This window comes from Emticicia sp. W12TSBA100-4 (genome assembly GCF_040253585.1).
Taxonomy (GTDB): Bacteria; Bacteroidota; Bacteroidia; order Cytophagales; family Spirosomataceae; genus Emticicia.
This window is the reverse complement of sequence record NZ_JBELAU010000003.1, coordinates 230,190-244,604: the sequence shown is the minus strand read 5'-3', so window position 1 is coordinate 244,604 and position 14,415 is coordinate 230,190. Positions and strand designations below refer to the sequence as shown.

General features: G+C 35.9%; 11 protein-coding genes. 4 read left to right on the top strand and 7 right to left on the bottom strand.

Translation table 11 applies throughout. From position 1 onward, the window contains the following. Positions 1–59: 59 nt before the first annotated feature. Positions 60–512 carry a GNAT family N-acetyltransferase gene (locus ABR854_RS04955; protein ID WP_064196547.1) on the top strand — a complete coding sequence of 151 codons (453 nt, stop codon included), beginning with the start codon at positions 60–62 and terminating at the stop codon, positions 510–512. Positions 513–541: 29 nt separating this feature from the next. Here ABR854_RS04955 and ABR854_RS04950 read toward each other — a convergent pair whose 3' ends face one another. Further along, complete coding sequence (locus ABR854_RS04950) at positions 542–784, bottom strand: hypothetical protein (RefSeq protein WP_350264259.1); 243 nt, start codon at positions 782–784, stop codon at positions 542–544. 105 nt (positions 785–889) lie between these two features. Here ABR854_RS04950 and ABR854_RS04945 point away from each other — a divergent pair, with 105 nt between their 5' ends. Next, positions 890–2,020: a hypothetical protein gene (locus tag ABR854_RS04945; RefSeq protein ID WP_350264258.1), complete on the top strand. Its 1,131-nt coding sequence runs from the start codon at positions 890–892 to the stop codon at positions 2,018–2,020. A gap of 46 nt (positions 2,021–2,066) precedes the next feature. On the opposite strand, the gene ABR854_RS04940 is transcribed toward ABR854_RS04945, so the two are convergent. From ABR854_RS04940 to ABR854_RS04930, 3 genes are all read right to left on the bottom strand, one after another. Then, a complete protein-coding gene (locus ABR854_RS04940; protein ID WP_350264257.1) occupies positions 2,067–3,059 on the bottom strand; it encodes a polysaccharide deacetylase family protein in 993 nt (330 codons plus the stop codon). 4 nt (positions 3,060–3,063) lie between these two features. Further along, positions 3,064–3,813 carry an NIPSNAP family protein gene (locus tag ABR854_RS04935; protein WP_350264256.1) on the bottom strand — a complete coding sequence of 250 codons (750 nt, stop codon included), beginning with the start codon at positions 3,811–3,813 and terminating at the stop codon, positions 3,064–3,066. Positions 3,814–3,954: 141 nt separating this feature from the next. Beyond that, positions 3,955–5,187, bottom strand: a complete 1,233-nt coding sequence (locus ABR854_RS04930) for a serine hydrolase domain-containing protein (RefSeq protein WP_350264255.1) — start codon at positions 5,185–5,187, stop codon at positions 3,955–3,957. Positions 5,188–5,283: 96 nt separating this feature from the next. Between ABR854_RS04930 and ABR854_RS04925 the strand changes: the two genes are divergently transcribed. Further along, positions 5,284–5,634, top strand: coding sequence for a DoxX family protein (locus ABR854_RS04925; RefSeq protein ID WP_350264254.1), 351 nt, complete (start codon positions 5,284–5,286; stop codon positions 5,632–5,634). 60 nt (positions 5,635–5,694) lie between these two features. Here the strand turns inward: ABR854_RS04925 and ABR854_RS04920 are convergent, their stop codons facing one another. The 3 genes from ABR854_RS04920 to ABR854_RS04910 all read right to left on the bottom strand — a co-directional run bounded on the left by ABR854_RS04920 (position 5,695) and on the right by ABR854_RS04910 (position 11,033). After that, positions 5,695–6,576 (bottom strand): carbohydrate kinase family protein, encoded by an 882-nt coding sequence (locus ABR854_RS04920; RefSeq protein WP_350264253.1) that lies wholly within the window; start codon positions 6,574–6,576, stop codon positions 5,695–5,697. An 80-nt stretch (positions 6,577–6,656) separates the two neighbouring features. Beyond that, positions 6,657–8,195 carry a glycoside hydrolase family 32 protein gene (locus ABR854_RS04915; protein ID WP_350264252.1) on the bottom strand — a complete coding sequence of 513 codons (1,539 nt, stop codon included), beginning with the start codon at positions 8,193–8,195 and terminating at the stop codon, positions 6,657–6,659. A 72-nt stretch (positions 8,196–8,267) separates the two neighbouring features. Then, a complete protein-coding gene (locus ABR854_RS04910; RefSeq protein ID WP_350264251.1) occupies positions 8,268–11,033 on the bottom strand; it encodes a helix-turn-helix and ligand-binding sensor domain-containing protein in 2,766 nt (921 codons plus the stop codon). Between the two features lie 365 nt (positions 11,034–11,398). Here ABR854_RS04910 and ABR854_RS04905 point away from each other — a divergent pair, with 365 nt between their 5' ends. Continuing rightward, positions 11,399–14,407: a SusC/RagA family TonB-linked outer membrane protein gene (locus tag ABR854_RS04905; RefSeq protein ID WP_350264250.1), complete on the top strand. Its 3,009-nt coding sequence runs from the start codon at positions 11,399–11,401 to the stop codon at positions 14,405–14,407. Positions 14,408–14,415: the final 8 nt, after the last annotated feature.

Sequence of the window (14,415 nt, the reverse complement as noted above, 5' to 3'; positions counted from 1 at the left end):
AATAGAAATACCTAACCAATTAAAATCTCATTTACCAACAAAGTGTTAGAGCTAAAACTATGAAAATAAAGATAAGAAAAATAAAGAAAACCGATGTTGAGCGAGTGTATGAGCTTGTCTATGAATTGGCGGTTTATGAAAAAGAACCTCAACAAGTGACAAATACCGTTGAGATGATGCTCAAAGATGGTTTCGGCAAAAATAAGATTTTTGGTTGCTTTGTTGCTGAGGTGGATGGCAAAGTTCAGGGTATTTCAATCTACTACTACCGCTATTCAACTTGGAAAGGTAAGCGTTTATATCTTGAAGATATTGTGGTTACAGAGTCGATGCGTGGATATGGCTTAGGAAAACTTCTTTTCGATAAAGTAATTGAAGAAGCAAAAAACACTGAATGCACAGGAATGATGTGGCAAGTGCTTGATTGGAACGAACCAGCCATTAATTTCTACCGCAAAAACTTTCCAACTCGTTTTGATGAAGGTTGGATAAACTGTCATTTAGATTTTTAATAGCACAAGTTTGAAACTTGTGCTGCCTATTAATTTCGTTGACGTTCCATTCGACGGCGTTCTTTCTGAAGTTTTTGTTGCTTTTTGCGGTCTTTCATGGCCTTTTCGCCCAAATAATGTATTTTCCCTTTCCAAAACTTACGTGGATTGAAAGTACGTCCACCGTGTTTATGTTCCATCTCAACCTTACAAGATTTTACAGGGCAAGGTCGATAAACATAGCAGCTTTGGAGTGCAAACAAAAATATCAATATAAGTACGAGATGTTTCATTCGATTGTATAACGCTGAAAACTGCTGTTTTATATTCAGCCGATTCGTTTTTCACAAAAATAATACTTTGCAGTTTAATTCTATCAAAAAACTTAGCACATTCTGATGTCAGAACTCATTCAAATAAAAACTCAAAACTCAGCGGTATTGAGCAAATTACAGAAGCAATTCAATGTAAACATTCAGAAAATAGATTTGCTGAAAAGTAAAATTGCTTTTGTAAAAACAGAAATTGAGCAGATTCAAGTAAAGATTTCAGCCGAAATTTTACCTCTCGAACAAAAACTTATTGAGATTCAGGTAAAAGAAATCATTTATTTAGATGCTCTTTTTCAGCAAAATATCTTCAAAAAACGTGAAAATGAAACACTTTCGGAGATGATTTTAGAGCGTGCGGGTGAGTATATCACTCGAACACAATCTGATGAATTAAGCGATATTTTTACTCGACATAACAACGGTGTAAGTTTTGAAGAAGCAAACGAAGAGGCCAATAAAATGGCATCTGAAACGCTAAAAGAATCATTCTCTTCAATGTTTGGAATGAAATTCGATGATGAGGTGGATTTGAGCGACCCCGAAAAATTTCAAGAATACCTCGAACAACAAATGGCCGCCGATGAAGCCGAATATGAAGCCCGACGAGCAAATAAAAAGAAAACAGCCAAACAAATTGAAAAAGAAGATAAAAAACGCCAAGAAGAAAAGAATTTGAACAAAACGAGTCGTCAGATTTACATGGAATTGGTGAAAGCATTTCACCCCGACCGTGAAAAGGATGACCTTGAAAAAGAACGAAAAACTCTTTTGATGCACCGAATTACGGAAGCTTACGAAAAAGACGACCTTTTTGATTTGCTACGTCTCCGACTCGAACTTTTAGGAACGGATTTCGAACATAGCAATGATGAAAGTTTGAAATATTACGTAAAATTATTGAAACAACAAGTTGCCGAACTCGAGGATGAGCTTTCAGAAACAACTTCGTTTGGGCAAACTTCATTTTTCGGTCCTTCGTTATATGACCGTTTTGGCTCTGATAACTACCAAAGTTTAGAAACTAAGTTTAAAAAAGAGATTTCAAACCTAAAGAAAATCATTAAAAACGAAGAAAAACAAGCACCGTATTATAAGGATAGCAACCAAGTTAAATACCTAATTGACCAATATCGTCAAGAACAAAAAGCCATCAAACGCCGAGGTTTTAATACGAATGATATTTTTGGAATGATGTAAAAATAAAACGCCCATCTTTTTATGGTGGGCGTTTTACTCAATTATTTTATTTCACTTTATCTCTCCGTTGTTTCAGTTCTCTCCAAGTTGTCAGAATAATGCCGTTATCTTGGATATATTTTTTCAGAGCGGGGTCAATCATGGCCAGCATATCGCCACGACGAGTATTTCCAGAATCAGAAATATGCTCGAAAACTTCGGTTGGCGAAGTACAGTGCATAATCACCATTGTTACGCCCGCCTGCAAATCCTTAAATGATTCGATGTATTTTTGAGTTTTATATTTCTGTAAAGCCTTTTCGTCAGGATTTTTCACTTTGTCCATTGTCCAGCCATAACTGATATTGTGCAAATCATCTAAGACTGGCAAACCAGCATCCCAAAGCATTTTGCCGATTTTTTGAGCTTGCTCCAAAGTCAGTCCTGCCGCACCATCACGCATTATCATCGTATCATGCCCGCCTGGAAACATCACAGGAATTTTATTTTCGATACCAACTTTAAAATAGCGTTCCAAATAATCTTGTCGTGCAAAGAGTGTTCCCATGTGCGAGTCCATGTGCGTTGGTTCAAAGCCCATTGCTCTTGCTCTTTCTAATTGACTTCTGATTTCTTTTTCAATTTCATCGGCTGAAGCGTGTTTGGCAGTTTCTTCCACACTTCGCCACATTGCCCCTTCTGAATCGACTAAATTCGGAACGGTTGGTTTTCCAGCCAGCGGCCCCCAACGATAATCTTTCCATTCAGAAGTCAGGGTAAGATGCAAACCAGCATCAATTTGAGGATGACTTTTCAGATAATGCACAAAACCTGGCACCCACGAACAAGGCATCATTACGCTCATTGAAGTAGCAACACCTTCTTCAACGGCTCTAATGGCACCGACATTTGAATCATACGACATCCCGACATCATCAACGTGCATGATTACTACCTTTGCTCCTCTCGGGAAACCTAATTTTTCGGCGTAAGTTTCATTTTGTGCTTTTAAAACCGATGTCAAACACAATGAAAATGCTATTAAAATGTATTTTTTCATAATCTTAGAGTTGCGTATAAGGTAAAGGAACTAAGAAAACTCTAATAATATGCGAAACTGAATTGGCATATTCGGCAGCACTCGAAATGCGTTTCCAATCGGGGTTTGAGCCAAAAACTTTCCAATTTGCATCACGCTCTTCCATGTTTTTGAAAGCTAACATGTACGTAAGGCAAGGCATGTGTTCGCCCGCAATCACTTCTCCAAAAAACACTGAATTGAGCTTAGTATCTCTAAAAATTTTTAATTCTTCATCATTAAACATTTTACGTTTACGACGAGCTGCATCTTCTGAATAACTTTGGTAAATTCTCAATTCAAATAATTTTTGGTCAGCAGTTGGCTTTACCAACTGTGGAATTCCGTCAAACGCATTCATGAGCGAAGAAGTATAACGAGCATAAGGTGCTTTTTCAGGCGGTAAAGCATTATATTCTTGGGTTGCTTTCAAGAAATCTTCATCAGTTTTAATTTTTTCATTGACTTTCGCAAATTCTTCGATAGAAGCATAAGGAATCAAGATATATATTTTTCCAGGGTCAGATAATCCCATTTCGCCAAAAGCACCGATATTTTTCACACCATATTTATTTAAGGCAGGAAAAAGAGCATTTTTAAAGTAATTTTCAATATTTGAACGGGGCGTACCAAATTTCAATTCATACGTACGGAGTTCATAAAACTCTTTTTTTGCTTGGGCGAAAACACCCATTGAAATAATTAATAAAACTGCAATTAGGTTGATTTTTTTCATTTTGATTTATTTTGAATAGATAATTATTAAATAACTAAACGAAAGATTTTAGACAAAAAACAAGAGATAAAACACTTATTATAAACAACTTATATTTTAATTATCGAATCCGACTTTCATATATTTCATACTTTTCTATATCTACTTCTGAGGAAATGCTTCTAAAACTTTCTTCACAACTCCATCCATAGCATCAGTTGAAATCCATCTAACAACCATCACCAAATCGTGGTCGGGATCAACATAAATCATGTTTGTTCCATTACCAAGATGATAAAACGCTTTTGATGAAGCACTTGGCAATAGTTTCTGGTCGGTATTCAAAAACCAATTCATATACCCATACGTTGGCTGTGCGGGTGTTGGTGTTAGTGCTTGATTTACCCAATTTTCTGATAAAAGCTGTTGGTCTTTCCAACGACCTTTGTTTAGTGAAAGCAAACCAAAACGCCCCATGTCATAGGCATTGATAAACATTCCTCCACCCCAATGTCCACCTCCACTTACCGACTGAACAGCTTGCCCATCCAACACTATCCATGAGTTTCTATAGCCAGTCCAACGCCAAGTATTTGATGCTCCTATTTTATCCATCAGATTTTCTTTCAAAACTTGTGGCAAAGGTTTACGCCAAACACTCAACGCCGCTAATGATAATACATTTACTCTTACGTCATTATATTCATAAACGCTTCCTTGTGCATTTCTTAGTCGATTTAGCCATTTTGCCGCATCTTTGTCTGGACGGTCGGCCCAATCGGGTTTTCCCCAAAGCGTACCTTCCCAATCGCTCGTTTGGCGGAGTAATGAATTCCATGTAATAGTTTTATTATGGGGCGTATCAAAAAGTTGAAGAAGTTCGGGTTTTCCAAAATCATCTGCCATACGATTAACTGGATTTCCATAAATTTCGATAGGTGGAACATAAGATGCAACAGTATCAAAAACGCTTCTGATAAGACCTCTGTCAACTGCAAGCCCAACCACACTTGACATAAAACTTTTGGTGACACTGTGTGTAATATCGCAACGATTTGGTTCGCCCCATTGAGCAACAATATATCCTTTATGAATGATTAAACCAGTTGGTTCGCCACGTTCGGCAAAAGGCCCAATTGCAAAGCCAAAAGGTTCTTTACCAAATGACTGATAATGAGACACTTCCATATTTCTTGGATTCTTTATTTCATTATCTTGAGCAAATTTTATCGTTTCCTTAATCTTCTCTACATTTAGACCTAATTCGGCAGGATTCTTTGATTGCCAATTATTGAATGCAGGAAAATAGGCCTCTGTTTTTGGTTTTTGAGCAAAAACAGAGTTTAAATACAAAAATCCCCAAATTATTATAAGAAAAGCAGAAGTTTTATTCATATAGATATGTAGTTCGGATAAAGATTATCTGTAAAATAAACCATAAAAATCAATTTTTGGCTTAATTTGCGATGAATAAATTTAATGATGAGACTTATGGAGAAAATACCCCTTTATATCATGGCGGGATTCTTTGTATTTGCTGGAATTTCTCACTTTACGAAGAAAAACTTTTTTATGAAAGCCATGCCTCCGTACATTCCAAACCACGAAGAAATGGTGATTATCAGCGGAATTGCAGAAATTATTTTGGGTATTGGACTACTTTTTAGTCAAACTCAAGCATTGGCGGCATGGGGAATTATTTTATTGCTGATTGCGGTTTTCCCAGCAAATATTTACATGGCAACTTCTGGAAAATTCAAAAAAATACCACAGTGGTTGCTGTGGTTAAGACTTCCTTTACAATTGGTTTTGATAGCGTGGGCGTATTTATTTACTAACTGATAGTACAACAATTTTCCAAATTGTTACTACAAGAACAATTTGGAAGATTGTTGTACATAATTAATTCATTATTTTCAAAATATCTTCTTCCGAAATAACTGGCGTTGCTCCTTTCTGCGTAGCCACAAATGCCCCTACTGCACAGGCAAATTTTAATGCTTCGGCTGGTTTTTCTCCGTTTAGCCATTTTGTTATGAAGGATGCTAAAAATGAATCTCCACTTCCGATGGTGTCGTTCACTGTCACTTTAAAACCTTGATGCTCAGCAAACTCATTGTTTTCATCTATAAAAAATGCACCGTTTCCTCCTCTTGTTACGATGATTCCTTTAAGTTGATAGCGTTCTTTCAAAAACTTTGCATTTGCTGTTTCGTCGCCTGTTTGACCATACCATGCACAAATCATTTCGAGTTCTTCGTCGTTAACTTTTACAATATCGGCAACTTTAAAAAGCTCATCGGCCAATTCAGAAGTGTAAAAGGGTTTTCTGAGATTGATATCCAAAACCTTCAACTTAGCCTCTGCTTGAAGTGCGAAAAGTGTATTTTTAGAAACTTCATTTCGTAAAGCCAAACTACCAAAAACCAAAGCATCAGTTACTTGAACAGCTTTTTTTGCATTTTCTGTCAACCTAATAAAATCCCAAGCAACAGGCTGGATGATTTCATAAGATGGACTACCTTTTGCATCTAAAGTTACTTCTACAATACCTGTTTGATATTCATTTTTCTGAATAGTTGAAACGGATAATCCTCTGCTTGATAAAAATGAAGTAATTCCTTCTCCCAATTCATCGTCGCCAACGGCACTAATCATGATGGCATCCAAACCCAGTTGATTGGCGTGAACTGCCACATTCATTGGAGCTCCACCAGCTATTTTTCCAGTAGGAAGCAAATCCCACAAAACTTCTCCAAAACAAACTATATTTTTCTTTGACATTATTTTTAACGACTAATAGTATAATTATTTTATTTTTTGCGATGAACGTCCAATTTGGACGTTCCCACGAGAAACCTATTTTATTTCTTCCAAATTGATTTCAATGGAGATAATGCTCCTGAGGTCAACTCAGCTTTTCCACCTTTACTATAAAGTTCAATTTTAGTAAAATCTTCATTCGGAAAAAACAAATCTGTCAAGGCAACACTACCATCATTTACGAAAACTTCCATCGAAGCATTATCAATTAACGCCTTGATTTTCAATATTTTACCATCATTAAATGGAGCTGTATGTTTCTTAGCAAATTTTGTCGAAAAGTCAGATTTACCTGCATTTGATCGGTCGATAAAAACTTGTTTTGCAGCTTTATCATAGCCAAAAATTAGTTTTTCATTTTTTGAATTTGACATTACAAAACCCATTTCAGTAGCCGTTGATGCTGCTAAATCGAATGACAAATCTAATTCATTTAAAATTGCTTTATTTTCGATTAAAGTCGAATTTGAAATAGTTTGCTTTGGAATATTTGTACTTAATAAACGTAAAGATTCAAGTTGAGAAACTGGCATTTGAGCCAAACGGAAGCCTTCCGAAGTTTGGATGAGAGATAATTTTCGAGGGACAGTCATTCCGCTTCGCCAAGTTGAAGTGGGTACAATGTTCGCATAATCGTCCCAATTTGACATCCACCCGATATAAATTCTTTCATTGTTTGGTGCATTAAACCATGAAACTCCAGCATAATTATCCGCCCCATAGTCTAACCAAAGTTTGGTTTCGGGCGAATTGTCATTCGTAAAGGTTTTTCCATCAAAGTTACCTACAAAATATTGCGTTCCCGAACCTCCATTTATTGCACCACGGCCAATATTTTGAATCAAAACCCATTTTTCTGTGCCATCTTCAGTCTTAAAAGAAATCAAATCTGGACATTCCCAAACGCCATCATTCACACTTTCTTTTATACCAAATTCGCTCGCTTTTTGCCAGTTTTTTAAGTTCCGTGAAGTGAAAATTTCCAGTTTTTTTCCAACTGCCAAAGGCATTATCCAGTTATTAGTAGCTTCATGCCAAAACACTTTTGGGTCACGAAAATCCGCATCTCCTTTACTTGGCAAAACTGGATTTTTCTCATATTTCGTCCAAGTTCGTCCTTTATCCAAACTGTACGCAATTCCCTGCGATTCACGGTCATTTCGGCCAGCTTTTTCTTTCACCATATCGTGATAGGTAAAAATCGCCACCAAGGGTTTTTCTTTTCCAGTCTGAAAACCAGTTGTATTATTTTCATCAACCACTATACTTCCCGAAAAAATATAACCAAGAGAATCAGGATATAAGGCAATCGGCAGATGTTCCCACGAAACTAAATCTTTACTGATGGCATGTCCCCAGTGCATTGGCCCCCAAACGGTACTGTCGGGGTAATGTTGGTAAAATAAATGATATTCGCCATCATAATAAACGAGACCATTGGGGTCGTTCATCCAACCTTTTTCAGGCGTAAAGTGAAATTGTGGACGATGCTGTTCTTGATAATAAGTATTAGCAGCTTCTTTCTTTTGTTCGCAAGCTAAACAAAATAGCAGGGCCAAGGTCAAAATGTAGTTTTTCATAGGTATAGTTTAAGTATTCAAATCTGTTGCAATTAACAAAAATTTATTAGAAATATCCTAAACTACATACAATCAAAATTCACTCATTAGCCATTCAACCAAATTTTCTTCAGTTTCGAGATTAAGCTTTTTACGCAGTCGATAGCGTTTGAGTTCAACACTTCGGTAAGTAATATTTAATAACTGAGCGATTTCCTTTGAGGAAAGATTCATGCGTAAATAGGCAGAAAGTTTTAAATCCCCTGGAGTAAGGTCGGGGAATTTTTCGAGTAATTTTTTAAAAAATTCTTCATGTACACGATTAAAGTTTTGCTCAAAAATCTGCCAATCATGCCCCGAAGCTATATTATTATCAATCAATTTAATAATCTGATTGAGCGAACCAGCCTTCGTTTGCGTTTCAATTTGTTGACTTTCAGACTTTAGCTTTTGTAGCAACTCATTCTTTTTAATCAATTGCATGGTCGAATTTGCCAATTCTTCCGACTTCCGAACAACATCTTGTTCGAGTTGCTCATTACGTAGGCGAATAATTTCTTGTCGGTTTTGTTCTTCTTTTTTGTGCAATTCTTCTTCTTTTTCGAGTAAAAGTCGCTTATTTTGCTCGTCAAGGCGTTTTAAATGAAGCTTGTAGAGATAAAAATATAGACCTACAAATAGTAAAATATACAAAAACTTACTCCAAAAATTCCAATACCAAGGGTCATTTATTGTAAATTTTAAAATCGTTTCCTCGTTACTTGTATTTGTTCGGAGGTGCAACACATAATTTCCTGCAGGCAAATTATTAAATTCTTTTTCATAGTTTTCAGTAAACTCCGACCAATGACTCATGTTATTTTCGAGCCAATAAGCATATTTTACAGACGATGAAAAATCAGTCGAGCTAAACGAAAACCGAAGCGTATTTTGATTGTGTCTAAATTCAAAATCGTCAGACGATGAATTATTCTCAAAAATCATATTCAGCTCTTCAAAACCATCAACTTTTATACTTTTGATGAGTGGTTTACGACCTTTCAAGCCCAATAAAGAGGAAATATCACTGCGATTCAGAATTGTAAAACCATTTTCTTTGCAGAAAAAGAATGTAGAGTCAAATGCTAATAAACTTTCATAATCAGTTACCCAAGAATCTTTTTTGAGTGGTAATTCCAACCATTCTTTCTTTTCAGAAATACGCCCAAACGCACCATTTGCCTGTAAATACCATTGTTCTTGAGCAGAAATTGGGAAAATTTTCTGTAAATATTTTTTTTCATTGAGAGGTCTAAAATCTTCAAACTTTTGACTTTTTTCATTAAAAACTAAGCTTGATTTGTCAGTAGTAAGAATAATTTGTTGGTTAACCTTTGCAAGGTTTTTCGGCAGAAAATCCAATTTAATTTGTTTTTCAGAAGCTATTTTTCTTAAATCGGCTGAAAGTTTCAAGCGAAAAATGCCATTATTTAAGGTATTTACAAAGATTTCGCCATTAGACGCTTCTTCGAGTTGTTTGATTGGTGCAGAAAAATTATCAATTGTATGCGAAAAAGCCCATTTCCCACTCAAATCTTTTTTATAAATACAAAGTTTGGTATATGTACCTTGAATTAAATAATCAGGAAACGCCTTCAAATGTTTGATTACCAAACCACCCGTAATGGTAGATATAGGTGTAGCTCGAAGGTTTTCTATTCTAAAAGTTCCGTTATTATGTCCACAAAATAGCTGATTATCAATTACTTCCAAATCCCAAGTTTGGCTTTGTGTGTTTGGTACTAAACTAAATTGTCGATTGGGATTGATGAGGGAAGTATAAAAAACACCATGATTGGTAGCCAAAAAAAGATGATTTTGAAAAATAGCCGCATCGAAAACCGTTCCAAGTTCGCCTTCAATGTCTTCAAAATATTTGAAGGGTGAACTGAGAGCCAACATAGCTATGCCATTATCAAGCCCCATCCAAACATTTCCATCCGAATCACTTTTTAGTGATAAAACCGTATTGTTTTGTAAGCCATTTTTCTGACTAAACTTCTCTTTGATATTTCCGTTGGCATCAGTCAAAATTACGCCATTTAAGATAGTACCGAATACAAAATCACCATTTTTTAGCCGAATTCCCGCATTAAGTTGATTTTGTTGAATAAACGATTGCGTTTGAGGATTAAATGTTTTAAAATTCTCTCCATCAAACTGATAAAGCCCTCTGTTTGTACCAATTAAAAAAGCATTCTTTGCATTCAGCGGTAGAATCGTGTGTACCGATTCTTTTTTCAAAAACTCACTTTTAGGTACAAAAACAAATTGGTTATTGATGATTTCAAACAATCCTTTGTCTAAGACATCAATAAAATACCGACGATTGACTTCAAATACAAAAAGGATATTCCCTGGAGCGGTCAATTTCTGAACGGTATTATTTTTATACAAGTAAATCAAGGCAAACGACTGAAAGAAAACGCCATCGGGAGTATCCAAAATATGCCAAACTTCTTCTTGATTAAAAAACGACTCCTTGATTTTTGACTTCAACGAATAATATTTAAGTAGTCCTTTTTCATTTCTTTCCCAATAACCAAACTCACCTAAAGCACCTGTATAGATCCTTCCTTTTTTATCGCAAACCACCGAACGAACAATTTGTTTTGCTGGCAATTCATAAGTTGTCCATTGAGTTCCATCAAATTCGAGCAAACCTTTGGTATTGGCAAAATACATGAAATAATTGATGGGGTTTTGAGCAATGCCCCAATTCTGACGATGTGCTTTATAACTCTGATGCGAATAATTATATAAGTCAGAATGACATAAGTTTGAGAGTTTTTGTGCATGCAAATCTGTACAAAAAAGCATCAAAAGTATCAATTTGAGACAATGAGGTATTTTTTTACAGAAAGTCATTTTTGATGTAGTGATTTTAGTAATGATGTGGTAAAAATAGTCAAATTCGTCGAAAACCAAACAAATGATGTAGTATTGATGTAGCCCAAATTTAGGATTTAAATGATAAACACCTGTACTTTGCAACAGAAATTTTACATTAATTCTTTGATTCTTTCAATTAATCAAAAATAATTACCCACTATACAATTTCAATGAAAAAGCATTTGTAAAAAGTAAAAATTAGTCAATGATGTGTTAGACACTTATTAGTGTAAAGAATTTCATAAATCCACACAACTTCCTATTTACAATAAAACCGTATCCATTTTATCAATATGTACAACGAAAAAAAATATACTTCATCAAAGAAGACGTGGAGCTTTTTGTTATTGATGTTTTGGTCTTCGATAACATATGCTCAGCATAAAATTACAGGAAAAGTTATTGATGCGAAAACACAAGAGGGCGTTCCAGGTGCTTCAATTAAAGTCAAAAACCTTAATACCGGTGCAATTTCAGATTTTGAAGGCAACTTTAGTATCAATGCCGAGAAGAATGCAGTTTTGGTAGTTTCATTCATTGGATATTCAACCAAAGAAGTTATTGTAAACGGTCAAGAAAGACTGACTATTGGGCTTGAAGAATCGAGCAATGAATTGGAGCAAGTAGTTGTAGTTGGTTATGGTGCTCAACGTAAAGTGGATGTAACGGGGGCAACTTCAAGTGTAAAAGGAGAAGATTTAATGAAGCAACCCGTAATGACTCCAACTCAAGCCATTCAAGGTAGGGTTGCTGGTGTACAAATTATTAGCAGCGGTCGCCCAGGGAGTTCGCCAAATATTCGTATTCGTGGAACAGGAACGGCTTTGGCAGGAACAGCCACGCTATTTGTCGTAGATGGCGTTTTGACCGATGATATTAGCAATATAAATACTTCAGACATTACCAATATTGATATTTTGAAAGATGCCTCTTCCACTGCCATTTATGGTGCGAGAGGAGCAAATGGTGTTGTTATTATTTCAACAAAAAAGGGTAGTTCAGGCAAAATAAGTGTTAATTATAATAACTCAATTGGTGTTCGTTCGGTTGCCAATATGGTAAAAATGGCCAATGCAACCGAATATGCCAACTATGTAAGTGCAGCAAGTGGTCAGGTAGTGCAAGCAGGCAATATTTCAACTGATTGGTACAGCCAAATCCTCAGAAATGCCTTTATGCAAAATCATAATTTGTCTATTTCTGGTGGTTCAGAGAAATCTAAAAATTATCTAAGTTTAGGCTATATGGCTGACGAAGGAATTGTGATAAAAAACAATTTCAAACGTTTTACGGCTCGTTTAAATAATGACTTTATTCTGCACGAAAAACTCAAAACTGGCATTTCGACTTCATTAGCCAATAGCCGTGACCAAAATGTAAATTTAGGAACTGCCTACAATAACGCATATCGTGCAGCACCTATCATTGAGGCTGTTCAAGATGGCAAATATGGTAATACTTCGCTATATCAGAATGTCGGAAATGCAGTTTTAGATATTAATAATAATGATGACTATGCAGTTATTAATCGTTTACAATCTTCGGCATATTTAGAGTTTAATCCTATCAAAGCATTAACTTTTAAAAGCAGTATCGGGGGCGACTTGAATTTTAGAAACAGCCGAGTTTATAACTATCAATTTAATAACGACCAAACAACTTTCCTTACTGCTGGGGGAAACCAACGAAACCCAAATAGTAATTTAAGTTCAACGACCGAAAATTTCTTCCGTTGGGTTTGGGATAATACGGTTTCTTACAATAAACAATTTGGACAACATACCGTAACACTTTTGGCTGGTACAACCGCCGAGGCTTATTCAATAAGCAAATTTTCGGCTTTTAGAAGAGATGTTCCTGCGGCCTCAAACCTTTGGTATATTAATACTGGAAATGCTAATACATCGACCAATTCGGGCGAAGGAGATAAATGGTCACGTAATTCGTACATCAGTCGTTTGAATTATAATTTCAACGATAAATATTTACTAACAGCCACCATGCGTGCCGATGGAAGTTCGAGATTTCCGCTAAATAATCGTTGGGGATATTTTCCATCATTTGGTGCAGGTTGGGTGTTGAGCAATGAGAATTTCTTAAAAAATCAAAACGTTTTCCAAACCTTAAAACTTCGTGCAAGCTGGGGAAGAGTGGGCAATGACCGAATTGATTCTGATGGATATATCGTAACGGTTGAGCCGAATTTAGCTTATGCTTTTGGGGGTGGAACAGCTACTCTGGGTTCAGCAATTACTCAAATCAAAGACCCAAATCTTAAATGGGAAACAACAGAAGAAGCCGATTTAGGACTTGAATTTAGTGCTTTAAATGGCAAATTACAGGGAGAATTTGGATTTTATGATAAAAAATCACGCAATTTATTAATCAATGTAAAAGTACCTTCGGTTACAGGCGATAAAGATGGTGTTGTATTAACAAATGCAGCTTCAATAAAAAATACTGGCTTTGAAACAGCCCTCAACTGGCGTGATAAAATCAACGAAAGTATATCATATCGTGTTGGTGCAAACATTACTTTCAATAAAAACTCGGTTATTGGTTTGAATGGTGGACAACCAATTTTAGATGGCGGAGTTGGTGCTTCGGCATACACAACTAAAACCGATAATTTCCAACCAGTTGGTAGCTTTTATGTTCTTCAAGTGCTGGGCGTTTTTCAGACTGATGATGAAATTAGTTCATACAAAAATGCAAATGGACAAATCATTCAGCCAAGTGCTTCAGCAGGAGATTTCAAATACCAAGACACCAACGATGATGGTAAAATTGATGATGCCGACAGAGTATTTGTTGGCTCTTACCAACCAAAAGCCTTTTTCGGTTTGAACTTTGGTTTTACTTACAAAAACTTTGATTTGAGTGTTGATGCCTACGGCAATTTTGGCAATAAAGTTTACAATGGTAAAAAAGCATTCCGTCAAGGATTGCTTGATAATGTGGAGGCTTCAATGGCTTACGGGCGTTGGTCACGTGGCAGCGGAATCAATGATGAACCAGCGGCAAACGCAGGAAATTTACCCGCTTCTACTTACTTTATTGAGTCGGGCGATTTCATTCGTATCAATAATATTGCTTTAAGCTATAATATTTCAAACAATTTATTGAACAAAATAAAACTTAGTTCGGCAAGAGTTTTTGTAACTGCTCAAAACTTTTTCACATTCAAAAAATATTCAGGTTTTACACCAGAGTTGCCTGGCGACCCTACTCGTTCTGGAATTGAGCTAAACGCCTACCCAACTACCAAAACGCTTGCAGTTGGAATAAATGTTGGATTTTAATTTTTGAA

What these genes read in the sequence shown, in the direction of transcription:
- ABR854_RS04945 (WP_350264258.1), top strand. Translation starts at nt 890, where the DNA reads ATGTCAGAACTCATTCAAATAAAAACTCAAAACTCAGCGGTATTGAGC.
- ABR854_RS04905 (WP_350264250.1), top strand. Translation starts at nt 11,399, where the DNA reads ATGTACAACGAAAAAAAATATACTTCATCAAAGAAGACGTGGAGCTTT.
- ABR854_RS04920 (WP_350264253.1), bottom strand. Translation starts at nt 6,576, where the DNA reads ATGTCAAAGAAAAATATAGTTTGTTTTGGAGAAGTTTTGTGGGATTTG.
- ABR854_RS04910 (WP_350264251.1), bottom strand. Translation starts at nt 11,033, where the DNA reads ATGCTTTTTTGTACAGATTTGCATGCACAAAAACTCTCAAACTTATGT.
- ABR854_RS04955 (WP_064196547.1), top strand. Translation starts at nt 60, where the DNA reads ATGAAAATAAAGATAAGAAAAATAAAGAAAACCGATGTTGAGCGAGTG.
- ABR854_RS04930 (WP_350264255.1), bottom strand. Translation starts at nt 5,187, where the DNA reads ATGAATAAAACTTCTGCTTTTCTTATAATAATTTGGGGATTTTTGTAT.
- ABR854_RS04940 (WP_350264257.1), bottom strand. Translation starts at nt 3,059, where the DNA reads ATGAAAAAATACATTTTAATAGCATTTTCATTGTGTTTGACATCGGTT.
- ABR854_RS04925 (WP_350264254.1), top strand. Translation starts at nt 5,284, where the DNA reads ATGGAGAAAATACCCCTTTATATCATGGCGGGATTCTTTGTATTTGCT.
- ABR854_RS04915 (WP_350264252.1), bottom strand. Translation starts at nt 8,195, where the DNA reads ATGAAAAACTACATTTTGACCTTGGCCCTGCTATTTTGTTTAGCTTGC.
- ABR854_RS04935 (WP_350264256.1), bottom strand. Translation starts at nt 3,813, where the DNA reads ATGAAAAAAATCAACCTAATTGCAGTTTTATTAATTATTTCAATGGGT.
- ABR854_RS04950 (WP_350264259.1), bottom strand. Translation starts at nt 784, where the DNA reads ATGAAACATCTCGTACTTATATTGATATTTTTGTTTGCACTCCAAAGC.